Annotated in this window: 23 protein-coding genes; 9 read left to right on the top strand and 14 right to left on the bottom strand. The window is 66.2% G+C overall.

Annotated features, from left to right (window positions below):
* Nucleotides 1–172: 172 nt before the first annotated feature.
* The 9 genes from QRQ56_RS24675 to QRQ56_RS24635 all read right to left on the bottom strand — a co-directional run bounded on the left by QRQ56_RS24675 (nucleotide 173) and on the right by QRQ56_RS24635 (nucleotide 8,572).
* Nucleotides 173–1,477, bottom strand: a complete 1,305-nt coding sequence (locus QRQ56_RS24675) for a PQQ-dependent sugar dehydrogenase (protein ID WP_438743610.1) — start codon at nucleotides 1,475–1,477, stop codon at nucleotides 173–175.
* 150 nt (nucleotides 1,478–1,627) lie between these two features.
* Nucleotides 1,628–1,837 carry a hypothetical protein gene (locus tag QRQ56_RS24670; protein ID WP_438743608.1) on the bottom strand — a complete coding sequence of 70 codons (210 nt, stop codon included), beginning with the start codon at nucleotides 1,835–1,837 and terminating at the stop codon, nucleotides 1,628–1,630.
* 287 nt (nucleotides 1,838–2,124) lie between these two features.
* Entirely contained in the window at nucleotides 2,125–2,751 is a 627-nt protein-coding gene (locus QRQ56_RS24665; RefSeq protein ID WP_438743607.1) for a methyltransferase family protein, read from the bottom strand.
* A gap of 27 nt (nucleotides 2,752–2,778) precedes the next feature.
* Nucleotides 2,779–3,810, bottom strand: a complete 1,032-nt coding sequence (locus QRQ56_RS24660) for an NAD-dependent epimerase/dehydratase family protein (protein ID WP_438743606.1) — start codon at nucleotides 3,808–3,810, stop codon at nucleotides 2,779–2,781.
* Between the two features lie 27 nt (nucleotides 3,811–3,837).
* Nucleotides 3,838–4,356, bottom strand: a complete 519-nt coding sequence (locus QRQ56_RS24655) for a DUF962 domain-containing protein (protein WP_438743745.1) — start codon at nucleotides 4,354–4,356, stop codon at nucleotides 3,838–3,840.
* A gap of 170 nt (nucleotides 4,357–4,526) precedes the next feature.
* Nucleotides 4,527–5,198, bottom strand: coding sequence for an OmpA family protein (locus QRQ56_RS24650; RefSeq protein WP_438743605.1), 672 nt, complete (start codon nucleotides 5,196–5,198; stop codon nucleotides 4,527–4,529).
* The gene (locus tag QRQ56_RS24645) at nucleotides 5,198–5,614 is read right to left on the bottom strand and encodes a hypothetical protein (RefSeq protein WP_438743604.1); all 417 of its coding nucleotides are present in this window, start codon (nucleotides 5,612–5,614) and stop codon (nucleotides 5,198–5,200) included. The genes QRQ56_RS24650 and QRQ56_RS24645 overlap by 1 nt, the downstream gene beginning before the upstream one ends.
* An 88-nt stretch (nucleotides 5,615–5,702) precedes the next feature.
* Entirely contained in the window at nucleotides 5,703–5,984 is a 282-nt protein-coding gene (locus QRQ56_RS24640) for a type II toxin-antitoxin system HicB family antitoxin (protein WP_438743602.1), read from the bottom strand.
* 8 nt (nucleotides 5,985–5,992) lie between these two features.
* Nucleotides 5,993–8,572 (bottom strand): ATP-dependent helicase, encoded by a 2,580-nt coding sequence (locus tag QRQ56_RS24635; RefSeq protein ID WP_438743601.1) that lies wholly within the window; start codon nucleotides 8,570–8,572, stop codon nucleotides 5,993–5,995.
* A gap of 237 nt (nucleotides 8,573–8,809) precedes the next feature.
* Between QRQ56_RS24635 and QRQ56_RS24630 the strand changes: the two genes are divergently transcribed.
* Nucleotides 8,810–8,983, top strand: a complete 174-nt coding sequence (locus QRQ56_RS24630; RefSeq protein WP_018319670.1) for a DUF1328 domain-containing protein — start codon at nucleotides 8,810–8,812, stop codon at nucleotides 8,981–8,983.
* A 57-nt stretch (nucleotides 8,984–9,040) separates the two neighbouring features.
* Here the strand turns inward: QRQ56_RS24630 and QRQ56_RS24625 are convergent, their stop codons facing one another.
* Nucleotides 9,041–9,547 carry a thioesterase family protein gene (locus tag QRQ56_RS24625; protein WP_438743600.1) on the bottom strand — a complete coding sequence of 169 codons (507 nt, stop codon included), beginning with the start codon at nucleotides 9,545–9,547 and terminating at the stop codon, nucleotides 9,041–9,043.
* Nucleotides 9,548–9,630: 83 nt separating this feature from the next.
* Between QRQ56_RS24625 and QRQ56_RS24620 the strand changes: the two genes are divergently transcribed.
* Together QRQ56_RS24620 and QRQ56_RS24615 are read left to right on the top strand one after the other, a co-directional pair.
* Nucleotides 9,631–11,055 (top strand): FAD-binding oxidoreductase, encoded by a 1,425-nt coding sequence (locus QRQ56_RS24620; protein ID WP_438743598.1) that lies wholly within the window; start codon nucleotides 9,631–9,633, stop codon nucleotides 11,053–11,055.
* 51 nt (nucleotides 11,056–11,106) lie between these two features.
* Nucleotides 11,107–11,463: a hypothetical protein gene (locus tag QRQ56_RS24615; RefSeq protein WP_438743597.1), complete on the top strand. Its 357-nt coding sequence runs from the start codon at nucleotides 11,107–11,109 to the stop codon at nucleotides 11,461–11,463.
* Nucleotides 11,464–11,511: 48 nt separating this feature from the next.
* Here QRQ56_RS24615 and QRQ56_RS24610 read toward each other — a convergent pair whose 3' ends face one another.
* Together QRQ56_RS24610 and QRQ56_RS24605 are read right to left on the bottom strand one after the other, a co-directional pair.
* The gene (locus QRQ56_RS24610; RefSeq protein ID WP_438743595.1) at nucleotides 11,512–12,990 is read right to left on the bottom strand and encodes a caspase family protein; all 1,479 of its coding nucleotides are present in this window, start codon (nucleotides 12,988–12,990) and stop codon (nucleotides 11,512–11,514) included.
* A 78-nt stretch (nucleotides 12,991–13,068) separates the two neighbouring features.
* Nucleotides 13,069–13,236: a hypothetical protein gene (locus QRQ56_RS24605; RefSeq protein ID WP_438743593.1), complete on the bottom strand. Its 168-nt coding sequence runs from the start codon at nucleotides 13,234–13,236 to the stop codon at nucleotides 13,069–13,071.
* A 184-nt stretch (nucleotides 13,237–13,420) separates the two neighbouring features.
* On the opposite strand from QRQ56_RS24605, the gene QRQ56_RS24600 reads away from it, so the two are divergent.
* The 3 genes from QRQ56_RS24600 to QRQ56_RS24590 are packed head-to-tail and all read left to right on the top strand — an operon-like array spanning nucleotide 13,421 to nucleotide 17,303.
* A complete protein-coding gene (locus QRQ56_RS24600; protein ID WP_438743592.1) occupies nucleotides 13,421–14,452 on the top strand; it encodes a TRAP transporter substrate-binding protein in 1,032 nt (343 codons plus the stop codon).
* Between the two features lies 1 nt (nucleotide 14,453).
* Nucleotides 14,454–16,313: a TRAP transporter large permease gene (locus tag QRQ56_RS24595; RefSeq protein WP_438743590.1), complete on the top strand. Its 1,860-nt coding sequence runs from the start codon at nucleotides 14,454–14,456 to the stop codon at nucleotides 16,311–16,313.
* Between the two features lie 12 nt (nucleotides 16,314–16,325).
* On the top strand, nucleotides 16,326–17,303 hold the full coding sequence (locus tag QRQ56_RS24590) for an NAD(P)-dependent oxidoreductase (protein WP_438743588.1): 978 nt from the start codon (nucleotides 16,326–16,328) through the stop codon (nucleotides 17,301–17,303).
* Here the strand turns inward: QRQ56_RS24590 and QRQ56_RS24585 are convergent.
* Nucleotides 17,300–18,466 (bottom strand): ABC transporter substrate-binding protein, encoded by a 1,167-nt coding sequence (locus QRQ56_RS24585; RefSeq protein WP_438743587.1) that lies wholly within the window; start codon nucleotides 18,464–18,466, stop codon nucleotides 17,300–17,302. The two genes, QRQ56_RS24590 and QRQ56_RS24585, sit on opposite strands and share 4 nt — an antisense overlap.
* 289 nt (nucleotides 18,467–18,755) lie before the next feature.
* On the opposite strand from QRQ56_RS24585, the gene QRQ56_RS24580 reads away from it, so the two are divergent.
* From QRQ56_RS24580 to QRQ56_RS24570, 3 genes are all read left to right on the top strand, one after another.
* The gene (locus QRQ56_RS24580; RefSeq protein WP_438743585.1) at nucleotides 18,756–21,185 is read left to right on the top strand and encodes a bifunctional diguanylate cyclase/phosphodiesterase; all 2,430 of its coding nucleotides are present in this window, start codon (nucleotides 18,756–18,758) and stop codon (nucleotides 21,183–21,185) included.
* Between the two features lie 273 nt (nucleotides 21,186–21,458).
* Nucleotides 21,459–22,766, top strand: a complete 1,308-nt coding sequence (locus tag QRQ56_RS24575) for an MFS transporter (protein WP_438743583.1) — start codon at nucleotides 21,459–21,461, stop codon at nucleotides 22,764–22,766.
* A gap of 153 nt (nucleotides 22,767–22,919) precedes the next feature.
* A complete protein-coding gene (locus QRQ56_RS24570) occupies nucleotides 22,920–25,505 on the top strand; it encodes an EAL domain-containing protein (RefSeq protein WP_438743743.1) in 2,586 nt (861 codons plus the stop codon).
* Nucleotides 25,506–25,540: 35 nt separating this feature from the next.
* Here QRQ56_RS24570 and QRQ56_RS24565 read toward each other — a convergent pair whose 3' ends face one another.
* Entirely contained in the window at nucleotides 25,541–26,152 is a 612-nt protein-coding gene (locus QRQ56_RS24565) for a TetR/AcrR family transcriptional regulator (RefSeq protein ID WP_438743582.1), read from the bottom strand.
* Nucleotides 26,153–26,247: the final 95 nt, after the last annotated feature.

Here is a 26,247-nt window from a genome sequence, read left to right as displayed (position 1 = left end):
GAAGGTGGTGCACTCCCTCTCCCGCTTGCGGGGGAGGGCTGGGGTGGGGGTATCTCCGCGGGCGAGAACCCCCAAGGGTAAAGAGCCCCCACCCGCCGCACTTCGCGCGTCGACCTCCCCCGCAAGCGGGAGAGGTGCAGCGAGTCCGCGCCGCCGATCTCGATTATCTCGACTACGCCCCCGTGACGCGCCAGATCACGTTGCCGACGTCGTCGGCCATCAGCAGCGACTTCTTGTCGGGGCCGATCACGACGCCGACCGGGCGGCCGTAGGATTCCTTCTCGTCCGGGGACAGAAAGCCCGAAAGGATGTCGCGACCCGGGCCGGACGACTTGCCGTTCTCGAAGGGGATGAATACCAGCTTGTAGCCGGACAGCGTGCTGCGATTCCACGAGCCATGCTGGCCGATCACCATGCCGTCGCCGAAGCCGGGCAGGGTGCCCGCCGGCATCCAGCACAGGCCGAGCGAGGCGGTGTGGCCGCCGAGTGCATAGTCCGGCTGCAGCGCCTTGGCGACCATTGCCGGATCCTGCGGCACGCGGTCGTCCACCGTCTTGCCCCAGTAGCAATAGGGCCAGCCGTAGAAGCCGCCGTCGCGCACCGAGGTGAGATAATCCGGCGGGGTCTCGTCGCCGAGCCCGTCGCGCTCGTTGACGACGGTCCAGAGCACGTTCGTATTCGGCTCCCAAGCCAATCCAACCGGATTGCGCAGGCCGGCGCCGAAGATGCGATGCGTGCCGGCGACGAGGTCGAGCTCGTACACCGCCGCGCGGCCTTCCTCGACCTCCATGCCCATCTCGGCGATGTTGCTGAGCGAGCCGACGCCGGCATAGAGCTTCTTGCCGTCGGGGCTCGCCAGCAGGCTGCGCGTCCAGTGGCCGCTCGGCTTGAAGGTGGTGAGCCGCTTGCCCTGTGCGGTGATGCGATCGGCATTGGCGACGTAGGGGAAGGCCATCACGCCGTCGGTGTTGCCGACGTAAAACGTGTCGCCGACCAGCGCCATGCCGAAGGGCTGGCTGAGATTCTCCATGAAGGCGCCGCGCACTTCGGCGACGCCATCACCGTCCTTGTCGCGCAGCAGCGTGATGCGGTTGGCGGAGACGCCGAGCGCGGCGGCGCGCCGCATCGTCGCCTGCATCGCATAGTGAAACACGCTGCGCGGCGCGCCCGCGATCTGCGTGGCCTCCGCGATCAGCACGTCGCCGTTGGGCAGCACCTCGATCCAGCGCGGATGGTCGAGCCCGGTCGCGAACGCGTTGACCTTGAGGCCCGGCGCGACGGTCGGCTTCTCGCCGTCGCGCCAGCCGCGCGCGGTCGGCATCTTCAGCGTCGGGATCGCGCCTTGCGGCTTCGCGTCGGGGATCGCGGGGGTCTGGCCCCAGGCCGGCGCGGGCTCGGTGCCCGTCATCTTGCGCCATTGCAGCGCGATGCCGCCGATGAACGCGACGAACTGCGCGAAGATGCTCGAAAAAGTCATGAAGGGCCCCTGTTTGCGCGCGCATCCAACTGGTTGACGGGGCCCGCGTCAACCGGTGCTGCGCCCACGCAGGGGCTATTCCCTGCGAATGGCAGCCGATCGAATTTGCATGGGAGCAGCGCCGGCGGGTCTTGCTGGATCCTGTCGGGATCAGCGGCCGATCTGCCGCTCGAGCTGCCGCGCCGCGCGAAAATCGTCGAGGTGATGGACATTCGGTGCGAGCGCCGCCTCTCGGGACAGCAGGTGATAGACCCGCGCCACCGTGCGCTGCTTCTGCTTCGTCCGTCCGGGCGGCAGCGCCCGCGCCTTGCGGACGGCGGCGATCGCATGCTCACGGAAATAATCGTAGGCGTCCGACATGGCTTGGTGCCCGGCTCGATGCTCCGCGGCAGGTAGCAACTGCCGAGGACTAACGGGCGAGCGGAGGGGCGGTTCCTTGGTGCCGGATCGCGCGTCTGTGCCCCGGACGCAGCGCAGCGCTAATCCAGCGGTGCGCTGCAGAGCCGGGGCCCATCTCACCGGTATGCGCAACTAGCTAACTGGGTCCCGGCTCTGCGCAGCAACGCCAAAAGCGCGTTTACGCGCGTCTTCGACGCGCTATGGCGTCGCAGCGCGTCCGGGACACGAGCGCCAGGCGTTCTGCTACATCACCGCGGCGACAGGAACGGGATGATCATCGGCACGCGGCGGCAATAGGCGCCATAGGCGTCCTCGCCGAGCTCCTTCGACAGGAACACCTCTTCCATCCGGCCCTTCTGCCACATGCCGAGCGAGATCAGGATGGCGCCGAGGATCGTCGTCACCAGGCCGATCGCAACGCCGGTCACCAGCATGCCGAAGATCAGCCCGGTATAGATCGGGTGGCGCACGATGCCGTAGGGGCCGGTGTCGATGACGCGGTGGTCTTCCTTGTGGGTGATGGTGTTGGACCAGAATTTTCCGAGATGCAGCCGGCCCCACCAGGCGAAGGCAATGCCGGCGGCGGAGAGGATCGCGGCGACGGTGATGCCGGTGTTGCCGAGCACCCAGAGCGGCTTCCAGCCCAGGATCTCCGCAATAAAGGGCGTGTACAGGATGCCGCCGACCAGGATCGGCAGGCGGTAGCGCTGCGACTCCAGCGTCATGACCTGCTTCTTGGTCTGCCCCTGCCAGAACGAAGCGCCGACCCAGCTGAGGAGAAAGGCGAGCCACAGCAGGGCGAGGATTTCGGTCGGCCAGGCAGTGGTCCAGCCGCCCCAGGCGACGGAAAGAAGCTTGCTGAAATCGAAGGACATGAAGGTTCTTTGCGTTGGGCGGCGGCGTCAGCTCGCGCGCGAGGAGAGCGCGCGATGCTCGATGGCGCCGGAGGGCTGCTGGCCGTTGCGGGCGAGCAGATGGGTGATGGTCTCGCGCAGGACCGGCTCGATCGGGCGCGGCGAATAGCCGAGCTCGTTACGGGCCTTGCCGATCGAAAGATCGCTGGCGGCAAGCGCGATACGCACGCCCTCGGCGGTGCCGTTGGGCGGCCGGCGCGTGAACTGGTCGGAGATGTATTCCAGCATGATCGCGGAGGCCTCGGCGATCTTGCCGGGCACCACGATCGGATACTGCCTGCGGCCGCTCATCGCCGACATCATGCGCAGAATGTTGCCGAGTGGGACGCAGTCGCCGCCGAGGATGTAGCGCTGGCCGAGGCGACCGCGCTCCATCGTCAGCACGAGGCCCATGGCGACGTCGCGGACATCGACGAGATTGACCAGGAAGTTGAGATGCGGCTGCACCTTCTTCTGCAGGAAGTACCAGAGCATCGCGGTCGGCGGCGTCAGATTGTGGTCGGCCGCGCCGATCGGCATGGTCGGCGTGCCGATCACGAGCGGGAAGCCGCTCGCCGCCGCCTTCGCGGCATGATGCTCGGCGAGCGACTTCGAGCGCGTATAGGCGCCCGGCATCGCGTCGGCCGGCTGCAGTGCCTCTTCGGCGGCAACGCCCTGGAGGTCGCAATAGGGGAACAGGATCGATTCCGTCGAGCAGTGCAGGAAGCGCGAGACGCCGCGCTTCATTGCGGCCGCAAGCACGATCTCGGTGCCGCGACAATTGACGTCGTGAAAGTCCTGCTTGTTGGCCACCCACATGCCGGGCAGGCCGGCGAGGTGATAGACCTGATCGACGCCGGCGATCGCAGCGTCGACCGCCGCGCCGTCCAGCACCGAACCCTGGACATGCTCAACCTCGGCGTTTGCCGCAGCCGGGGGGCGGACATCGAGAACGCGCACCCGCTGCCCACGGGCGCGGAGCGCTTCGACGAGATGATGTCCGATGAAACCGCTGCCACCGGTAACCAGTACGAGAGCCATGCAGAGAGGTGCTATTTCGCTTCGGGACTATCGGGTTGAAAGGGAATTGGCCGGAAGAGGCGCCAAAATCGCGGCAAGGTCGCGACGGAAGCCCAATGCAATGAATAATTTTGCCATCACGAACATAGGTCCAAGCAAAAGGTGCGACGGAAATGTGAACAACGAGGCCTCGCGGCCTTCAAAAACCTTGTGGCCGATCGTCTGCGCGGCGAAGCCGAGCGCCACCAGCGCGGCGAAGATCGCCCACATGGTCGCAAGACTGACCTGCGCCGCAATGGTCGTCGCCACCGAAAACAGCACGACGGAGACGGCCAGAATGCCGAGCCCGAGCGCCGCATCGAGCAGCAGCCAGTAGACCAGAACCGGAAGGGCCAGGATCACGGCCAGACTGACGTTGAAACCGAACAGCGGAAGCTTGACCAGCGTCAGCGGCATGACGGCGCCGGTGAACAACAGGAGAATGCCGACCACATGCATCGCCGTGTTCCGGGGATCGCGATGATACTCGACATAAACGGCAAGTTGGCGCTGAAAGAAGCCACCCATTTCGGTCTCATGCGGCACGGGGTCGGGAAGGGCGAATAGTGGCTATAGCACTGGACCGGGCAGTGCACAAACCTGCGAATTTGTCGCGCAAAACCGTATTTCTGCGCCCCGGACAGGCATCAAAACGATCAAGACTTCAAAGGGTTCCGTCGACCGCGAACTCTGTTCGCTCAACGCTTCTTGGCGGGCTTTTTCGCCGCAGGCGCAGGCGCCGCAGCGGGATGCGCGGGCGCCTCCTCGGGCACCTTGGCATAGGTCAGGATTTGCAACTGGCCGTTGACGGCCGATGTCGGCTTGGCCCGGTCGAGAAACTGCTCCTCGCCAAGGCCGATCGGGTGCAGCCGCTTGGTCGAGATCTTGAACGTGTTCACCAGCACGTCGCGGATCGCGTCGGCGCGCCGCTGGCTCAGGATCGCATTGGCCTCGCGCGTCTTCGAATTGGATTCGACGTGGCCGACGATCAGGAACGTGTAGGGCAGCAGCGAGGAATGAACCATCGCGTCCGCGATGCGGCCGACGGTCTGGTAGGAGGCCGGCTGGATGATCGGCGTGTCGGCGTCGAACTGGATCTGCGCGTTGAAAGTCGGCAGCTTGGCGAGATCCGGCGCGATCGGCGGCCGGTTCACGGGGCCCGGATCGTTCTTGATCCTGGCCTTGGCGCGCTCCATCACCTGCGTCTTCAGCGCGGGAAGATCGACCTCGCCGGGCTCTTCGAGATGGCCCAGCTTGCCGACGATGTCGTCGCGGGTCGGCGCGGCGGTCTGGGCGCCGGCTGTGCCCGCGAGCAGAGCAAGGCCGAACGCGAGGACCGTTCCGGCCATGAGAAGCCTGTTCGCGCCCATCAGCGATACCCCGCGTCGTCGACGGCCTTCAGGCAGTTGTTGCTGATGCCCTTGGGCGTCGAGATCAGGCAGGGAATCGACTTGCTGGTCTCCTTGGTCGAACCGCCGCAGACCTTGACGATCTCGCGCTGGCAGGCGTTCGCCACAGTGACGCGCGCGGCGACGCGCTTCTGGATGGCGTCGAAGGCGCCGAGATAGTCGCTCGCGCATTGCGGCGAGAGCACGTCGCGGTTGCGCGACAGGCACTCCTTCAGGCGGGTCGAGTCCGGGTTGACGCCGCGGCAATTGGCGACGATCTCCGCGCCGCAGCTCTTGGCCAGCAGCCCGATCGAATCGCCAAAGCTCATGGTCTCCGCCATCGCAAGCGACGGCATCCCCAATGCAAGCACGATCAGTGTGATGGATCCCCGGACCATGATTGCATCTGATACGGGGAAGTTCGGGCTGGTCAAGACCTGTTCGAAGGAGAACCGTCGAACGTCCGGCGAGTGCGGCGAACAGTCCTCACTCTGCGTCGAGAGGCGGCCATTCGATCAGGACCACGGTGTGGTTTCCGAGGTCGTCGGCCACGTCAGGGGCGGCCCTGAGCTCGTCCAATGTCCGCGGCGGCGGAAGCTCGCGGCCGTCGGCGGCCAGCTCCTGTGCATAGAATGCCAGCGCCTCGGGCGCATTCTCCATGGCCTCGTCGATATCGTCGCCGCCGGAAATGCAGCCGGGCAGGTCCGGAAACCAGAGGCTGACGGCGTCCGGATCGGTGTCCTCGATGATGGCGACGTACTGAGCCATGTCGGGCCTCACGCCCGCTGCACGAAGCTGTCCACGACCTTCTTCTCGCCGGCCTTGTCGAAATCGATGGTGAGCTTGTTGCCGTCGATCTTGGTGACGCGGCCGTAGCCGAACTTTTGGTGGAAGACGCGGTCGGAAAGCGAGAATTCCGAGGTCGTGCCGGTGGATTTGGCGACCAGCTCGCCCTCGATCGTCAGGGGACCGCGACGGCGCGAGGAGAAGCTGCCGAAATCCGGGCCCGACGACGGGGAAGACGAGAACGTCGCGGCCTCTTCCTCGAAGCCGCCGCTTCGGCCGCCGCCGCGGTTGCGCTGCGCCTGCGCGCGCTGCCAGCCCGGCGTCGTGTAGCTGGAGCCGAACGCCTCCATGTCGTCGAAACGCGAGGCACCGTAACCGCCGGTGCCGCCCCAGGCCGAGCCGCCCTTGGACTCCGTGATCTCGACATTGGCCGCCGGCAGTTCGTCGAGGAAGCGCGAGGGGATCGTGGTGGACCAGGTGCCGTGGATGCGCCGGTTGGTCGCGAAATAGATCATGGCGCGGCGACGGGCGCGGGTCAGGCCGACATGGCCGAGCCTGCGCTCCTCTTCGAGGCCGGCGCGGCCCTGTTCGTCCAGCGTGCGCTGGCTCGGGAACAGGCCTTCCTCCCAGCCGGGCAGGAACACGTTGTCGAATTCCAGCCCCTTGGCCGAATGCAGCGTCATCAGCGACACCGCGTCCTCATCGGCGCCGCTGTCGCGGTCCATCACCAGCGAGATGTGCTCGAGGAAGCCTTGCAGGTTCTCGAACTCTTCCATCGAGCGCACCAGCTCTTTCAGGTTCTCCAGCCGGCCGGCGGCGTCGGCGGAGCGGTCCTTCTGCCACATCTCGGTATAGCCGCTCTCGTCGAGCACGATCTGCGCGAGGTCGGTATGTGCGGTGACCTCGCGCTGGGCGCGCCAGCGGTCGAACTGGGCGACGACGTTGCGAAGCGAGCCACGCGCCTTGGGCTTCAGCTCGTCGGTCTCGACCACGGCACGCGCCGCTTCGAACAAGGGGATGCGGCGCTTGCGGGCGTGGTCGTGCAGCATCTGCACGGTGGCATCGCCGAGGCCGCGCTTGGGGACGTTGACGATGCGCTCGAAGGCGAGGTCGTCGGCCGGCGAGTTGATGACGCGCAAGTAAGCCAGCGCGTCGCGGATTTCCGCGCGCTCGTAGAACCGCGGGCCGCCGATGACGCGATAGGGCAGGCCGAGCGTGACGAACCGGTCTTCGAACTCGCGCATCTGGTAGGAGGCGCGCACGAGGATGGCGACCTCGTTGAGCTTCTCGCCCTTGCGCTGAATCTGCTCGATCTCCTCGCCGATGCCGCGGGCTTCCTCTTCGGAATCCCACGAGCCCGTGACGGTGACCTTCTCGCCGTCATGGTCCTCGGTGCGCAACGTCTTGCCGAGCCGGCCTTCATTGTGCGCGATCAAATGCGAGGCGGCGGCGAGGATGTGGCCGGTCGAACGGTAGTTGCGCTCGAGGCGGATGACCTTGGCGCCCGGGAAATCGTGGTCGAAGCGCAGGATGTTGTCGACCTCGGCGCCGCGCCAGCCATAGATCGACTGGTCGTCGTCGCCGACGCAACAGATGTTTTTGGTGGGGCCGGTAGGAGTCACCGTCATTCCGGGATGCGCCGAAGGCGCAGACCCGGAATCTCGAGCTGAGGACTCATCTCCGGATTCCGGGTTCGCGTCTTCGACGCGCCCCGGAATGACGGCGGGTGTGGTTGGCTTCGCCGCTGACGGCGCTTGCGACAGCAGCCGGAGCCAGAGATACTGCGCGACGTTGGTGTCCTGATATTCGTCGACCAGGATGAATTTGAAGCGCTGCTGGTATTGCCGCAGGATGTCCGGATGCTCGCGGAAGATGCGGATGTCTTCCAGCAGGAGATCGCCGAAATCGGCGGCGTTCAGGATCTTCAGCCGCTCCTGGTAGCTCGCATAGAGCTTGCCGCCCTTGCCGTTGGCGAACACGGCAGCTTCGCCTGACGGGACCTGCGACGGGGTCAGGCCGCGATTCTTCCAGCCGTCGATCAGACCGGCCAACATCCGCGCCGGCCAGCGCTTGTCGTCGATGTCGTCGGCCTGGAGCAGCTGCTTGAGCAGACGAACCTGATCATCGGTGTCGAGCACGGTGAAGTTCGACTTGAGCTGCGCCAGCTCGGCATGGGTGCGGAGAATGCGGCCGCCGATCGAGTGGAAGGTGCCGAGCCACGGCATGCCCTCGACCGCGTGGCCGAGCATCTGGCCGAGCCGGTGCTTCATCTCGCGCGCGGCCTTGTTGGTGAAGGTCACCGACAGGATTTCCGCGGGGCGGGCACGGCCCTGGCTCAGGATGTGGGCGATACGCGTGGTCAGCACGCGCGTCTTGCCGGTGCCGGCGCCGGCCAGCACCAGGACCGGGCCGTCCAGCGTCTCCACCGCCTCGCGCTGCTCCGGATTGAGGCCGGACAGGTATTTCGGGCCCACCGAGGCGCGCGCACGCGCGGCAATGCCGCCGGCTGCGGGCTGGTGGTCGGGGACGTTCTGGGAGGTGATCTTGCTCGGCTCGGTCATGCGAATCATTGGCCCCACGATGGCACCGCAGGGTGGTGGAAGGGAGCCTTCTAACAGGGATTGGTGCCTATATGGGGCGGCGGAATGGGGTTTTCCACGTGCGCGGCGGGCCAATTTGTTCCTGCGAGCCCCGCGAATTTCCACCCGGCGCGGGCCGGAACCATTGTTCCCGCCTCGAGATTGTCTGGACAGGTGGCGCGGTCAGCCGCGCCGATCGCAGACAGACATCAAGACGAGGGTTTGACCATGCTTGGCTGGGTTGTGACGTTTCTGGTTATCGCACTGATCGCCGGCATCCTGGGCTTCGGCGGCATCGCCGGCGCTTCCATCGAGATCGCCAAGATCATCTTCTTCATCGCGGTCGTCCTGTTTCTGGTCTCGGCCGTGGTCGGCCTGGCCCGCGGCCGCAACAGGGTCTAGCGCGATCCGATCGGGTGCATGATCTCTCCGGAGAGCCGCAGCTTTCCGGATCATTCACTACCGCTTCGAGGGCATCGCCACGTTCCGGCCGATGCCCTCAGGCCGCGCCAGGACGCTGTGGGCCTTTGTGACCGCGGCAATGCGCTCCCTGATATCGGGCGGAAACGGCGCCACGCGCCGCGCATTCATGTCCATGTGCAGCGACATGTTTTCCGACGTCGCGGACAGCCAGCCTTCGCCCGCGTGCCGCAGCTCCTCGAAGGTATGCAGCCGCTTGTCGTCGGCTTCCAGCAGCCAGACGAAGATCTGCACGGGATCGCCGAGATGGATTTCGCGCAAGTACCGCACATGGCATTCGGCGGTGAAGGTCGAGCCGCCGCGCTCCTTCATGTAGGTCGGCCCGATGCCGAGCTCGCCCCAGAGCTGGTCGATCGCGCGGTCGAACATCACGTTGTAATAGGCCATGTTGAGGTGGCCGTTATAGTCGATCCATTGCGGCTCGATCTGCATGATCGAGGCGCGGAACGGCTCGGCCTTGGGCGTTGAGGCGGCGGTCTCCGGCATGTTTCCTTCCAGCTATGCGTCCGATCGCTTGACTTGACCGGTTTTATGTCCTTTGCCACGGTTCTTCTGTCGGGAGGAATTCCGTGGGTACGACCATCACCAATAATCCGCCGCGGCCGGAGCCGAAAGCCCTCGCGAGCGCGCTGGAGCAGCTTGCCGCACGCTTCGGCAACCGCCTGATCACCTCGCAGGCCGTCCGCGAGCAGCACGGCCATACCACCACCTGGATCCCCAACCAGCCGCCGGACGGCGTGGTGATGGCGCAGGAGACCGCGGACATCCAGGATGTGGTGCGGATCTGCGCCAAAAACCGCGTCCCCGTCATTCCGTTCGGCACCGGCACCTCGCTCGAGGGCCAGGTCAATGCGCCCGCCGGCGGTATCTCGATCGACCTGCGCGACATGAACAAGGTGCTCGCGGTGCATGCCGAGGACCTCGACTGCGTGATCCAGCCCGGCGTCACCCGCAAGGCGCTCAACGAGCATCTGCGCGACCAGGGCCTGTTCTTCCCGATCGATCCTGGCGCCGATGCCTCGCTCGGCGGCATGGCCTCGACCCGCGCCTCCGGCACCAACGCGGTGCGCTACGGCACCATGCGCGACAGCGTGCTGGCGCTGAAAGTGGTGCGCGGCGACGGCGAGATCATCACGACGGGCACGCGCGCCAAGAAGTCGTCCGCGGGCTATGACCTGACGCATCTGTTCGTCGGCGCCGAAGGCACGCTCGGCATCATTTCCGAGCTGACCATTCGGCTCCGCGGCATTCCCGACACCATCGCCGCCGGCGCGGTGTCGTTCGAGACCGTGCACGGGGCCTGTCAGGCCGTCATCCTCGCGATCCAGACCGGCATTCCCGTGGCGCGCATCGAGCTGCTCAACGCCGCGCAGGTGAAGGCCTGCAACGCCTATTCCAAGCTGACGCTGCCCGAGACGCCGCTGCTGCTGATGGAATTCCACGGCAGCGAAGTCGAGGTCGCCGAGCAGTCCAAGGCCTTTGGCGAGATCGCGAGGGAGTGCGGCGGCGGCGATTTCTCCTGGACTACCAAGCCCGAGGACCGCACCAAGCTGTGGCAGGCCCGGCATGACGCCTATTGGTCCGTGAAGGCGCTGCGCCCCGGCGACAGCATCGGCGTGGTCGCGACCGACGTCTGCGTGCCGATCTCGCGGCTCGCCGATTGCGTCAGCGAGACCGAGGAGGATCTCAAGCGCCTCAATTTGCTGTCGCCGATCGTCGGCCATGTCGGCGACGGCAATTTCCATTGCTCGCTGGTCTGCGACACCAACGACGCCGCCGAGATGGCGCGCGGCGAGGAGTTCATGCACCGCCTCGTCGAGCGTGCGCAGGCGATGGACGGCACCTGCACCGGCGAGCACGGCATCGGCCAGGGCAAGCAGAAATACCTCAAGGCGGAACTCGGCCCCGAGGCGATCGAGGCCATGCGCGCGCTGAAGCAGGCGCTCGATCCGCTCAACATCCTCAACCCCGGCAAGATCGTTCCGGAGGCGTAGCGCGCAGCGTAGGCGCCCTTTATGCTCGCTCCATCAGCTACGGAGCGGGCAATGCGCTGGTTCGCGCGCAAGACGCGACAGGATATCTGGGACGAAGCGATCGACGCACCGCTCGGCGACATCGAAGCCGCCGAGCGCATCCGTGCGATCTGCGATGCCGCTGCCGCCAGTGCGACAGGTTCTGCGCAGCCCGGCCAGCGCGAGCGCTACGACCGTGCCGCTCGCGTCGCGATGGAGATCGCGATGAAGATGTCCGACGAGCTGATGCGCGACGATGCGGTGCGCCGCATCGTCGATCTCTGCATGAAGGCGAGCGATCTCAAGACGGCGCAGATCCTGTTTCGCGCGATCCAGGCCGGCTGGGTCCGCGAGGCCGTCCAGCGCGACCATCCGGCGCTGGCGCAATAAAATCGGCTCGCGCGTTAGCGCGAGCCGATGGGATGGTGTTGGGGCGGATCAGTACCTGCGGTAATCGCCGCGGGCAGGACCGTTATAGCCACCGCCGCCATAGCCTCCGCCGTAGCCGCCGCGGCCTACGCCGATTCCGATCCCGATGCCGACACCTACGGGCGGGGGCGGTGGGGCACGTTCGTAGACGACAACTTCCTCGGGCGGTGGGCGGCGCTTGGGCGGCGTCTCGACCACCTTGCGCTTGGGCGGCGTGTCGTCGACACGCTTCTTGATCACGGGCGCGACGCTCGGATTGACCGGTGATGCCGGCGCGGACGGCGTCGAGCAGGGGCAGGTCGGGGCCATCGCGACGGCGACCGGGGTCGCCACGGCGGCGACAGGCACGCCGTAATTGCGGTTCTGCACGCGCAGCAGCAGCCGGCGCGCCGTCGCGGCGAGGTCGCTGTTGTCCCAATTGGCGAGATAGGCCTCGAACGAGGCGCGAGTGTTGATCGCGGTGGCGCGCTCCCAGGCCAGCATCTGGCGCCGCCGTTCCAGAACGGTGCGCACGCGCGGCGTCCGGGTGTCCTGTGCGTACAGCTCGATATAGGCCTGATACGCCTCCACGGTGTCGTCGGTGATCACGAGCTCATAGGCAGCCGTGGCGGGCTTGCCCTGCAAGGTCTTGCGCCAGTCATCGACGCTGCGCGTGCCGCTGGCGAGCGCCATCGCGGATGCGCCGGGAACGGCGGGCGTGCTGCCGCTGCTCTCGCCGAAGAACTTGAAGTCGGTGGTCAGCGAGGAGCTTTCCCAGGGAATCTGCCGTCCGTCCGTCGATTGCGCGACGGCGACGCGAATGCGCTTGAACACCTCCTCGATCGGCAGATTGGGCTGCTTGGCGACGGTCAGCGCCGCCGTGGTGTAGGGGCTATCGAGGCCATTGCCGTCTTCGGCTTCGGCGCCGGGCGAGGTCGAATAGGAGATGAAGGAGCCCGGCGCGCCGGCCTTGGTGTCGACGATCGCAAGCCCGTGGCCGGTGCCGCTGAGCGCCGGGAACGGGTTGTTGCGGCAGGCATCGAGCATGAAGATGCGCGCCCGCGTCGGCAGCGCGCCGAGCGTGTTGAGCAGATCGTTCAGCCGCACGCCCTGGAGCGGAATGTCGGCCTCGCGCTTGGGATCGAGATCGACCGGCACGAGATAATTCTCGCCGTCGATCTGCAGGCCGTGGCCGGCATAGAACACCAGCGCGACGGTGTCGGCGCCGCTGGCGCTGACCTTGCCGGCGAAATCCGAGATCGCCGCGCGCATCTCGCTCTGCGCCAGATTGGCCGCCGTGGTGACGTTGAAGCCGGCATTGCCGAGCAGTTCCGTCATGCCCTTGGCGTCGTTGGCGGCGTTGGGCAGCTCGGGCACGGTGCGATAGGCGGACTGGCCGATCACCAGCGCAAGCCGCGCTTCGGCCGCGGCCTCGGTGGGGGTCATGAACTGGGTGAGGGCAACAAGGCCGGAGGCTAGAAATAGACTGGAAAAGACTGGGCGGCGCATGGTGTCACCTCCATCGGCAATGCGTGCGATGATGCCACTTTTTCTAGGGGGCCGCCATGAGTCTGTCTGTGCCCTAAATCACGGTTCGGCTGCGGCAAAATGGGGCAGGCTGTCTGCCGGAGCCGGATGATGTCGCTCCGTGCTCATCCATGTGAATTGCGCATTGATCCATGCACCAAATGGATTGATGTCGTCTTTTGCACGACAACGCTCGCTGTGCGGATGTCGGCGCAGGTCGTTCTTCATCGCAAATCCCAAGGGAATCCCCGTCGTTCAGCTGTGCGTGCAGACTGACCCCTGCGCGCGCCGCGCCGTTCGCCGGCGGCCGGCCGCCGCGCTTGCCTGTGCCGTCGCTTTGGCCATAGAGTTCGGGCAACAGGCTGCGGCAACGACCGCGGCGTACAAAAAATAAAGTGGGAGAAGCCGCACCATGACCATCGTGCCCGTGAACCGTCGCGCGTTCATCAAGTCATCGGCGGCGGTTGGTGCCGGCCTCGTGCTCTCTCCCGCGATCATCGGCCGCGCCGAGGCGGCGACGCTGAAGCTGAAATGTTCCTCCTCCCTGCCGAACGATCCCAAATTCGCCAACGGCCGCGTCTACTACGACAATCTGGTCAAGAGCCTGAAGGCGAACGGGCTCGGTGAGCAGGTCGAGGTCGCTTTCTTCCCCGACAATCAGCTCGGCCAGGAGATCGACGTCATCAACTCGGTGAAGCTCGGCGTCATCGACCTCATGGTGTCGGGTTCCTCGATCTCGGCGAACCTCGTGCCGCTGGTCGGCACCTATGATCTCGGCTTTCTGTTCTCGAGCTTCCCGCAGCAGACCAAGGCGTTCGACGCCGGCGCCGCCAAGCCGATCGAGGACGCGCTGCTCAAGGGCGGCAATATCCGCATCATCGCCTGGGCCTATAATTTCGGCTCGCGCAGCGTGCTGGCGAAGAAGCCGGTGAAGACGCCTGAGGATCTCGCCGGCCTCAAGATCAGGACGCTGCCCAATCCCGTCATCACCGAATGCCTGCGCCTGATGGGTGCCGCCGCAACGCCGCTGGCGTTCGGCGAGATCTACACGGCCCTGCAGGCCGGCGTGCTCGACGGTCTCGAGCATGATCCGCCGACCATCCTCGCCAGCAAGTTCTTCGAAACCGCGAAATTCTATGCGCTGACCCAGCACAATTTCTCGCCGCTCGCAGTCTATTTCAGCGACATGACCTACAACCGCATGGATCCGAAACTGCGCGAGGGCTTCCTCGACGCGGCCAGGAAGGCCGCGGTCGACACCCGGGCCCATGGTCTTGCGGTCGAGAAGGAAGCGCTGGCGGCGCTGACCGAGAAGGGCGTGACGGTCGCCGAATGCGACCGCGAGGCCTTCAAGAAGCGCGTCGCGCCGCAGATCGAGAACTTCATCAAGGCGCGGCCCGAATCCAAGGCCGTCATCGACATCATCCGCGCGACGCAAGCCTGAGATGACGATCACAGCCGCCGTTCCCGTCTCGGGCGGCCGCCATGGCAGCATCGCCCTGCTGCTTCGCCTCAGCGATGGGATCGCGGCCGTCCTGCTCGCCGCCGATCTCGTGGTGGTCTGCGTCTCCGTGCTGCTGCGCTTCTTCTTCAACGCGCCGGTCGAATGGTCGGACGACGTCGCGCGCGGGCTGATGGTCGGGTCGGCCTTCTTCGGCGCCGCGAGCGCGCTCGCGCGCGGCGAGAATGTCGGTGTTTCCTTCTTCCGCGATCTCCTGCCGGTGCGGTCGCGTGCATTGGTCGATGCCGCCAGCGCATTGCTGATCGTGCTGATCTCCGGCTACGTCGCCTACAACGCCGTCAAGCTGGGTGCGCTGACGGCGGGGCAGACGACCGGTTCCGGGCTGCCGCTGGAGTTGACCTTCTATCCGATGGGCATCGGCGCGCTGTTCATGACGGTGTTTGCGATCGACCATCTCTGCGCAAGGCCGTTACCCGAGATCTTCAGGGGGCTCGTTGCGATCATCGTGGTGAGCGGCCTTTATATGGCCTGGGATTATTTGTCGCCGTCCTCGGTGCCGTCGGCCGGCGTCCTGATGCTGGTCGGCTTCTTCGCCACCCTGTTCGGCGGCTTGCCGATCGGCTTTGCGCTGGCGCTCGCCGCGCTGATCTTCATCTGGGTCGAGGGGGCGCTGCCCGGCGTCATCTTCGCCCAGCAGATGGCCCGCGGCATCGACAATTTCGTGCTGCTGGCGATCCCCTTCTTCATCCTCGTCGGCTACCTCATGGAAGCCAACGGCATGTCGGTGCGTCTGATCGAGCTGCTGCAGCGCGGGGTGGGGCGCATGCGCGGCGGGCTGAACGTCGTGATGGTCGCTTCCATGGTGTTGTTCTCGGGCATCTCGGGCTCGAAGATGGCGGACGTTGCCGCGGTCGGCTCGGTGCTGATCCCGGCCGCACGGCGCTCGAAGCAGAATCCCGGCGGCGCGGTGGCGCTGCTTGCGGCCTCCGCGGTGATGGCGGAGACGATCCCGCCCTGCATCAACCTGATCATTCTGGGCTTTGTCGCCAATTTGTCGATCGGCGGCCTGTTCGTCGCCGGCCTGCTGCCGGCGGCGTTGATGGCGGCGGTGCTGATCGCGGTGTCCATCATCTTCGGCAAGCGGCCGGCGGACGCCGAGGACGTCGCGCCGCAGATGCCGGTGTCCGGCCTGTGGAGCGGGGCGATCGCCTCGTTCGGCCTGATCTTCATGATCTTCTTCGGCTTCAAGAGCGGCTTTGCCACCGCAACCGAGATCTCGGCCTTCGCCGTGGCCTATGCGATCATCGTCGGCAGCGTGGTGTTCCGCGAACTCGGCTTCAGATCGGCCGCGCACAGTTTCGTGCAGGCCGCGACGCGCGCCGGTCTCGTGCTGTTCATCGTTGCGGCCGCGCAATCGCTCGCGTTTACGCTGACCCTGCAGCAGGTGCCGCACGCAGTCGGCGACTTCATGCTGGGGCTGTCCAAGACTTCGGGCGTCTGGCTGTTCATCCTGTTGGCGATCGCCGTGCTGATCGTGATGGGCTCGGTGCTGGAAGGCGCGGCCGCGCTGATCATCTTCGGGCCGCTGCTGCTGCCGGTCGCGGTGCAGCTCGGCGTCGATCCCCTGCATTTCGGCGTCGTCCTCGTCATCGCCATGGGCATCGGCCTGTTCGCGCCGCCGCTCGGGCTCGGGCTTTATGGCGCCTGCCTGATCGGCAACGTGCCGATCGAGCAGACGGTGAAGCCGATCATGGGCTATCTCGGCTTGCTGTTCCTCTGCCTGCTCGTCATCGCCTTCGTGCCATGGCTGTCGACCGCGCTGCCGCGGGCATTCGGCTACTGAAGGAGTCTTGCCGTGAAGGTCCTGCTCGCGCACACCCCCGAGATGCGGCGCAATTATTATGGCGATCGCAGCCTCAATGGCCTGCGCGCGGCGGCCGAGGTGATTCTGCACGAGAGCGACGAGACGCTCGATGCCGCTAGCCTCGTGCGCGCCGCGCAGGATGCCGACATCATCGTCGCCGATCGCATGACGGAAGGGCGCGGCGAGATCTTCTCGCAACTGCCGCACCTGCGGGCCTTCGTCCGCTGTGCCGTCGACATCCGCAACGTCGATGTGGACGCGGCATCAGGGGCCGGCGTGCTGGTGACCCGCGCAGGTCCAGGGTTCGTGCAGGCGGTCGCCGAGCTCGCGCTCGGCTACATGGTCGATCTCTCCCGCGGCGTCTCGCGCGCCACGGCGGACTACCAGGCCGGCCGCAAGCCGGAGGCGCGGATGGGCCGTCAGCTCGCCGGCAGCAGGATCGGCATCATCGGCTATGGCAGCATCGGGCGCTATCTGGCCGAGATCGCCAAGGTGATGCGCATGGAGGTGCTGGTCGCTGATCCCTTCGCAAATGTCGGCGACGCGGCGATCCGGCAGGTCGGCCTCGACGAACTGCTGACCGCATCGGATTACGTGGTCTGCCTTGCGATTGCCAATGAGCAGACCGAAAATCTGATCGGCGAAGCCGCGCTGGCGCGGATGCAGAGACATGCCGTCTTCATCAACCTCTCGCGCGGCAATCTCGTCGATGAAGCTGCGCTCGCGCGCGCCCTGCGCGAGAACCGCATCGCCGGCGCCGCAATGGACGTCGGCCGCGCGCCCGACCAGATGCCGACGCCGGAGTTGGCGAAGCTGCCCAACGTCATCGCGACGCCGCATGTCGGCGGGTTGACGCCGCAGGCGATCGAATACCAGTCGCTGGAGACGGTGCGGCAGGTCGAGGCGATCGTGAGGGGCGAAGTGCCGCCAGGCGCGGCGAACGCCGACCGCTGGACGCGGCGGCCTTAGAGCCGGTCCACCGCCTTGAACGTTCCGTCTTTCTGGATCACCGTCAGGTAGACCTTGGGCGGCGTGTCGAACATGCGCACGCCGACGGTGACGGTGCTGCCGCTGATGTCGAAGCGGCCGATCTCGTTGACGGCGCGCAGCAGGCTCGCGCGGGTCGGCTGCGGGCCGGCTCTTTCCAGCGCCGCGGCCGCGAGGCGGCCCGAGAGATAGCCTTCCAGCGACACGAAGTCCGGCGTCAGCGTCGGATCGAATGCCTTCTGCGCCGCCTGGTAGTCGGCGACGAGCTTGAGTGAGCGGTCCCACGGAAACGGCACCACCTGGGAGACAATGACGCCTTCGCCGTCCGGGCCGAGCTCCTTGGCGAGCGCGTTGGCGCCGACGAAGGAGATGTTGACGAAGGTCGGGTTGAAGCCGTTGCGATGTGCGAGCTTGATGAACTCCGCGCACGGCCCGTAGGTCCCGACCATCACGACGGCCTCGGGTTCGGCACGCTTGATCATCCGCCAGGCGGCCGTGACCGCGCGCGTGTTGCGCTCGAACGTACCCTCGGCGGCGAGCTCGAGGCCGCGCTTGGCGAGCGCGAGCTTGACGCCGGCAAGGCCGTCGCGGCCGAAGGAATCGTCCTGATAGAAGATGGCGATGCGGGTGAAATGGCGGTCCTCGGTGAGGTGCTTGATCCACGCTTCGGCTTCCGCTCCATAGCTCGCGCGGATGTTGATGACGTTCGCAAGCTCGAGGTCGCGCAGGAATTCGGCGCCGCTGAACGGGCCGATGAAGGGAACGTTCCTGGAGCTGGTGATCGGGATCGTCGCCATCGCGGTTGGCGTGCCCACCGCGCCGATCAACGCGAACACCTTGTCGTCGTCGATCAAATGCAGCGTCTGCGCCACCGAACGGTCGGGGTCGTAGCCGTCGTCGCGGCTGATGAGCTGGAGCTTGCGGCCGTGAACGCCGCCCTTGGCGTTGACCTCGGTGAACGCGGCGACGATGCCTTGCCGCATGCGTTGCCCGAGCGCGGAGGAGGGGCCTTCCAGCGCGGCGGCCTGGCCGAACAGGATCGCATCATCGCTGACGCCGGCCTCGCCGCCTTGCGCCGGCAGCATCGCCCCGGCCAGCAAAGCGATGCTGAGGACGACGGATCTCGCTGATCGAAATCGAGACATCGGGCGATCTTGTTGGAGTGCTGGAGGAAACCTGATGCAACATATCCCTGGGAGGCTGAATAGCTCGCTAAGCGGCATCGAACTGGAGGGCCGTAGTACTCCGGGCAAAACCTGCAACTTGTTTCCACTCTGCTGCGACATTCGCGCACTTCATTAACTAACCCGTGCGTTGCGGAACGGTCCGGTTCCGAAATTGTGCAGTTCTTAACCGCGGTCTTGTTCCGATAGCCCCGCCGGTACCTCAACCAGAGGTTCGGTTCGTCGCGAAGAGGGGACGGCGGCTTTCAAGATGGGCGATCGCGATCAGAACGATCAGGATCGGAGGCGTAAGACCGGATGGTGGCGTGCCGCGCCGCTGCTCGGGCTCTATCGCCCTGCGCTCGTTGCTGTCGCCGTGGGCCTGCTCTTCTCGATCGTGGGCGCGGCCGCCGTGGCGCGGTGGGAGGATCGCGTCAACAGGATCGAGTTCGAGAACGCGGCCGAAACCGAAGCGATCGTCATGCAGAACGGCATGGGCGAGTACATCTCCAGGCTGGTCGCGCTGCGCACGCTGTTCGAATCGACCAACGACGAGGTCACCCGCAGCGAGTTCGAGACCTTCAGCGCCCGCCTGTTCGAGCGCCATCCCGGCATGCTGCGCATTGCCTGGCTGCCGCGCGTCAACCGCAAGGAACGCAGCGAATACGAGACGGCGGCGATCACCGACGGCGTCTCCGGCTATCGCATCAAGTCGCTGCAGGGCGAGAGCTTCGCGACGGCACCGCAGAGCGATGAATATTTTCCGGTGTTCTACTCCACCCAGCCGAAGACCTCGCCGGTCTACGGCATGGATTACACCTCCGTTCCGGAGCGCCGCACTGTCCTCGAGCGCGCGCGCGACAGCGACAAGGTCGCGGCCATTCGCACGCGCCTGTTCGAGCCGTACAATGGCGGGCGGATGCCCGACGTCCTCGTTGCCGTTCCGGTCTACGCCAAGGGAACGTCGCGCGAGACGGTCGCGGACCGGCGCCGCAATCTCGCAGGCTTCGTGGTCGGCATCTTCGACCTGCCGCTGCTGATCCAGGCCATTCGCGTGACCACGGGTGCAAGCCCGGCGGTCAGCATGAATGTCTATCCGCCCTTCACGGCGCAGATCGTCAGCCTGGAGCAGATGCTGCCGGATTATTCCTCGGCGGCCACCGTGCCGCAGTCGATGCGCGATGTCGCGCGGGCGCTGCATTGGTCGGGCAGTCTCAGGATCGGCGATACCGACTGGCAGGTGCGGGCGGTCCCGACCGCCGGCGGTCCGCTGGAGACGACCTATGATCGCGCCGGCGCGGTGCTGGTCGTCGGCATGCTGCTGACGCTGTCGCTGTCGACCTATCTCATGCTGGCGAGCCGCAACTCGCGGCGGCTGTCGCTGGCCAACCGGCGCGTGCTCGAGCTCGCCCAGACCGACATCCTGACCGGGTTGCCGAACCGCGCCTTCTTCCTGACCCGGCTCGACGAGATGAACAGCCAGCTCGGCGTCCGCGGCCTGCCATTCGCGATCCTGATGCTCGACCTCGACCGCTTCAAGAACGTCAACGATTCCCTCGGCCACGGCGCCGGCGATGCGCTGTTGCGCCAGGTGGCGGAACGGCTGAAATCCACCGTGCGCGCCAATGACGTGCTGGCGCGGCTCGGCGGCGACGAGTTCGCCATCATTCAGGAAGCCGGTTCGGATCAGCGCGCCTGCTCAACGGAGCTTGCGGCGCGGATCGCCAAGCTCCTGACCGAACCGTTCCTGCTGCCTGGCCACCGCGTCGAGATCGGCACCAGCATCGGCATCGCCATCGCGCCGGACCACGGCAGCGATCAGGAGCAGCTCCTGAAAAAGGCGGACCTTGCGCTCTATCGATCGAAATCGGCGGGCCGCAACTGCTTCACCATCTACGACGAAGCGATGTCGGCCGAGCTCGAGGCCCGCAACACGCTGGAGGGCGATCTGCGCGACGCCATCGCGCAGTGCCAGCTGGAGGTGCATTACCAGCCGTTCATCGACGCGCTCAGCGGCGCGCGGCGCGGCTTCGAGGCGCTGGTGCGCTGGCGGCATCCGACTCGCGGCCTGATCCCGCCGGACCAGTTCATCTCGCTGGCCGAGGAGACCGGGCTGATCGTGCCGCTCGGCGAATTCGTGTTGCGGCGCGCCTGCGCGGATGCGGCCAACTGGCCGGCGGACCTTGCGGTCGCCGTCAATCTGTCGCCGATCCAGTTCAAGGAGGCCGAGCTGTTCGAAATGATCTGCGCGGCGCTCACCGATTCCGGACTGTCGCCGCAACGGCTGGAGATCGAAATCACGGAATCCGTGCTGCTGGAACGCGGCAGCGAGAACCTCGCCTTCATGCAGCGCCTGAAGCAGCTCGGCATCGAGCTCGCGCTGGACGATTTCGGCACTGGCTATTCGTCGCTGAGCTATCTGACGGCGTTTCCGTTTGACAAGATCAAGATCGACAAATCCTTCATCCGCAACCTCACGCATCAGCCGCGCTCTTCCGCGATCATCTCGTCGATCGTGACCCTGGCGCGCGGGCTCGACATGTCGGTCACCGCCGAGGGCGTCGAAACCCGCGAAGAATACGAGCGGCTGAAGGCGCTCGGCGTCAATTTCGCGCAAGGCTATCTGTTCGGTCGCCCGCAGCCGATCGAGCGCATCCTGTTCGATGCGCCGGTCAAGCCCTCGCGGCGCGACGCCGCCTGAGCGGGCGTCTCCTCTTTGGTCCTTGAGGTCGTCATGCCCGGGCTTGTCCCGCTTGCGCGGCCGAAGCCGCTCCGGCGCGGCGAAGGCCCGGGCATCCACGTTCTTTGTCTCTCGCGTCGCAAGACGTGGATGGCCGGGAAGCCCGGCCATGACGATGCGGAAACATTTGGCCATCACGTGAGCCCCGCGGCAGAGCGAGACGCGCGGAAAATCGCTTGACCCGGACGGTCCCGGATGGTCGGTAGAACCATCTAGGGATGAAACAATCACATCATGCGGCTTCCGTTTTTTTACGGCTGGGTCGTGGTCGCCGTGACCTTCGTCACCATGGCCATCGGCGTCAACGCGCGTACCGCCTTCTCTCTGTTCTTTCCGCCCATCATCTCCGAATTCGGCTGGGAGCGCGGCGTCACCGCGGGTGCTTTCTCCTTCGGCTTCGTGGTGTCGGGGGTGGTCAGCCCGCTGATCGGCCGCCTGATGGACCGCGCCGGTCCGCGCGCGGTGATGGAGCTCGGTGTGGCGCTGATGGGCGGCGGGTTGCTGCTTGCGCCGCTCACCAGCACGCCTTGGCATCTCTATGTCACCATCGGCGTTATGGTCGGAGCCGGCTCGGTGTGTCTCGGCTATTCCGGCCAGTCGCTGTTCCTGCCGAACTGGTTCATCCGCAAGCGGGGCTTTGCCATCGGCATCGCGTTCGCCGGCGTCGGTATCGGCTCGGTGACGCTGCTGCCATGGGTGCAGCACATGATCGAGCAGACCGGCTGGCGCACCGCCTGCACCGCGATGGGCCTGCTCATCCTCATCGTGCTGGCGCCGGTCAATTTACTGCTGCACAAGCGCCCGCAGGACATCGGCCTCGAACCGGACGGCGATGCCGCGCCGGCTGCGGGCGGCGCCGCACCGATCTCCAACATCGTCGATCCCGTTTGGGTCAACACCGACTGGACGCTGAAGCGCGCCGTCGCCACCGCGCGCTTCTGGTGGATCGCGGTCGGCTATTTCTGCGGCCTGTACATCTGGTACGCGGTGCAGGTGCATCAAACCAAGTTCCTGCTCGATATCGGCTTCAGCGCGTCTGTCGCGGTGTGGGCGCTCGGCATCGTCAGCCTGCTCGGCATTCCCGGCCAGATCGTGCTCGGTCATGTCTCCGACCGCATCGGACGCGAATGGGTCTGGGCGATCAGCTGCGCGGGTTTCGTCATCTGCTTCGCCGCGCTGATCGCCTTGAAGTACCAACCCTCGTTCTGGCTGGTCTACGTCATGGTGTTCGCGCAGGGCGCGCTCGGCTACGGCCTCACCTCGATCATGGGCGCGGTGGTGTTCGAGATTTTCCAGGGCAAGCACCAGGGCAGCATTTTCGGCACGATCATGCTGGCGGCGCTGGCGGGTGGTGCGGCCGGACCGTGGGTGACCGGTTTGCTCTATGACCGCGCCGGCGACTACACGCTCGCCTTCGGCATCGCGATGGTCGTGAGCGGATTGTCGGCGCTCTCGATCTGGCAGGCATCGCCGGGCAAGGTACGGGCCGTTGCCGGCCGGCTGCCAAAGCCTTCGTCGGGAACCGGCGGAACAGGCCGGTAGAATCTCCTGCCAAATGCCGTCGCACTTCTTCGCGCAATCTTAAGCATCCGGCGCCTTGGTAATTTGCTACCGGAGGACGCGAACGTCTTGGACACCACCGCGGCGCTAGGCTCGTGACATCGTCATATCCGTGAGATGTTCCTGGGTCGAATGATGTCCGCTCCCGATTGCCCCGCGATCGAAATGCCGGAAGTCCTGTTGGCTGCGCTCGATCAGGCGGACGACGCTGTCGTCATCGTCACCGAGGACGGCCGCATCGTCCACTTCAATGCCGCGGCCGAGCAGATCTGGAGGCTGGCCCGCGCCGACGTGCTCGGCGGAGATGTCGGCATTCTCACGCTCAAATGCCTTCAGGCCGAGCCGGGCGCCGAGTTCCGCGACGAGATCAGCCTCGTGCGGCAGGACGGCAGCCGGATCCGTGCGGCCATATCGGTGTCGTCCGTCGTGCGCAACGGCGCGACCTACCGTCTCGTGTTTGCGCGCGATGTCACCGGCGAGGCCGAGCGCCGCGTCAGGATCGGGCTTCTTCACGCCGTCTCCGATCAGACCAACCGGGCGGTGATCATCACCGACACCGAGCAGAACATCGTCTACGTCAACTCGGCCTTCACGACGCTGTTCGGATACACCAGCATCGAAGCCGAGGGCCGCAGGGCGGGCGAGCTGATCGCCGGCTGCCACACCGACCGCAAGGCGGTCGCGAGGCTGGTCCAGCGCCTGTTGCATGGCGGCCGCCGCGGCGAAACCGAAGTGCTGGCCTACGACAAGGACGGCGAGGAGATCTGGGTCTGCGCCCGGCTCGACGCGTTCCGCGACAAGAAGGGCCGGGTCAAGCACATCTTCGCGCTGCTCGAGGACATCACCGAAACCAAGCAGCTGCGCTCGCTGCAGCAGCTCATCATGGGCTCGCTCGCGGACGAAGTTCCGATCACCGACATCGCCGACCGGCTCTGCCGGCGCGTCGAGGAGATCGCGCCCGACGTCGTCTGCTCGCTGCTCCACGTCGATGCCGCCGGCGTGATTCACCCGCTCGGCGGTCCCTCTCTGCCTGCGGACTACTCTCGCGCGCTCGACGGTGTTGCGATTGGCCCCAATGTCGGCTCTTGCGGAACCGCGGCCTTCTACGGCGAGCCGGTGCTGGCGACCGATCTCGAGACCGACCCGCGCTGGCAGCCCTACAAGGCGATGCCGCTCGCGATCGGCCTGCGCGCCTGCTGGTCGACGCCGGTCAAGGCCAAGGACGGCCGGGTCATCGCCACCTTCGCCTTCTACTATCGCGAGCCCCGCGCGCCGAGCAACTGGCACCGGCGCATCGTCGACGCCTGCGTCAACCTCGGCGCCTTCGCGATCGAGCGCAAGGAGGCGCGCGCCGAGATTGCGCGGCTCGCCTATCACGACATCCTCACCGGCCTGCCGAACCGCGCGCAGCTGCGCAACCTGATCACCACGGCGATCGATGCCTGCCCGACCGGCAGTCATGTCGCGCTGGCCTTCCTCGACGTCGATCATTTCAAGGACGTCAACGACACGCTCGGTCATGCCGCCGGCGACGAGCTCCTGATCCAGCTCGCCCAGCGCCTGCGCGAGCAGATCGGCCCCGAGGACATGCTGGGACGGCTCGGCGGCGACGAATTCGTCGTCCTGCTGCCGCAGCGCAACGCCGAAAGCGCCGAGCGCATCGCAGCCGGGATCACCGAGGCACTGGCCGCGCCCTTGCGGCTCGGTTCGAAGCTGATGCCGATGTCGGCCAGCATCGGCATCAGCCTCTATCCCGATCATGCGACTGACATCGACACCCTGATGCAGCAGGCCGACGCCGCCATGTACATGGCCAAGCAGGCGGGCCGCTCGACCCATCGCATCTTCAGCTCTGAGATGAACGGGCTCACCGAGCAGCGACTGGCGCTGATCGCCGCGCTCCGCCGCGCGATCGCGGAAGGCGCGCTGACCCTCAGCTATCAGCCGCAAATCCGCAGCTGCGACGGCGCGATCCACGGCGTCGAGGCGCTGTCGCGCTGGCATGATGCCGTGCTGGGCGACGTCTCGCCGGCGAAGTTCATCCCGCTCGCCGAGGAGTGCGGCCTGATCGAGCAGATCGGCCTTTGGTCGGTGCGCGAGGCCTGCCGGCAGATGGCGAGCTGGCGTAGCGCCGGGCTCAATATCCCGTCCGTGTCGGTGAACCTGTCGCCGATCAATTTCCGCAACGTCACGCTGGCCGCGCGGCTCAAGGACATCCTCGCCGAATACGATCTGCCGGCGGATGTCCTGATGCTCGAGATCACCGAAGGCGCTTTCATGCAGGACAGCGTCGCCGCGCTGGAGACGATGAACGCGATCCGCGAGCTCGGCATCGGGCTGGCGGTGGACGATTTCGGCACCGGCTATTCGAGCCTCAGCCGGCTCGCCCATCTGCCGATCCGCGAGCTCAAGATCGACCGCAGTTTTATGCGCGACATCGAGAAGGATGCTGGCGCGCTTGCCATCGCCACCGCCGTGGTGCGCGTCGGCCAGGGCCTCGGCATGACCGTCATCGCCGAAGGCGTCGAGACTGAAGGACAGCGCAAGACGCTGGCCGACCTCGGCTGCGACGTCGTGCAAGGCTTCCTCTACGCGCCGGCGCTGGCACCCGTCGCATTCGAGCGCTGGCTGATCGAGCACTGCGCCGAGCAGGCGAGGGCGATGCTGGGACGGCTGGAGGTCAGGCCGGCGGGCGGGGGGGCGGTGAGGAAGTCGGCGTAGCCACGCGTCGAAGCTTCGCGGTCTGGACGCTCACGTCACTCCCCCGCCAGCCCCGTCCTTCGCCGCAAATCCGTAATCGCGCGCAAAAAGCTGTCGGCCGGCGTCGTCTCGGGGTCGATCAGCCGGTGCAGGCGAAAGCCGTCCTCCAGTGCCAGCACGACGGAGGCCATCCAGGGCGGGTTCAGATTGTCGTTCCTGCCGTTGCTCTTCAGCGTGGCCTCGACGATGTCGGCGACCAGCTTGCGGCGCGCGCGCAGGCGTTTGGCGAGGTCCGGCCGGCGCTTCTCGGCGCGGGCGACGAACAGGATCATCTCCATGTGCAGGAGCGGCGAACGGCCGAGCGGATCCTGCCGCGTGCGGTCCATCGATTTCAGCGCGGCGATGAAGTCGTCGAGATTGTCGTGCTCGGCGAGGATGTCCATGTTGCGCCGGATCGATTGCTCGACATGGTCCTCGAGCATGGCGATGATCAGCTCGTCCTTGCTCTTGAAGTTCGAGTAGAACGCGCCGCGGGTGAAGCCCGCCGCCGCCGCGATCGCCTCGATGCTGGCGCCGCCGATGCCGTCCTCCTCGAACACCCGGGCCGCCGCCTCGAACAATTTGTCGCGCGTATCGTCCCTGGTCGGCCTGGTTCTCACCCTTGACATCGGACGAGGTTAGGGCAGAATGCAACTCGATACAACAATGTATCGAGTTTATAAATTCAGGGATGGTTACGCCGGGCAGTGGGGCTGCGCTCGGC

Source organism: Bradyrhizobium sp. U531 (assembly GCF_051710265.1).
Classification (GTDB): domain Bacteria; phylum Pseudomonadota; class Alphaproteobacteria; order Rhizobiales; family Xanthobacteraceae; genus Bradyrhizobium.
This window is presented reverse-complemented; position numbering and strand designations above follow the sequence as displayed.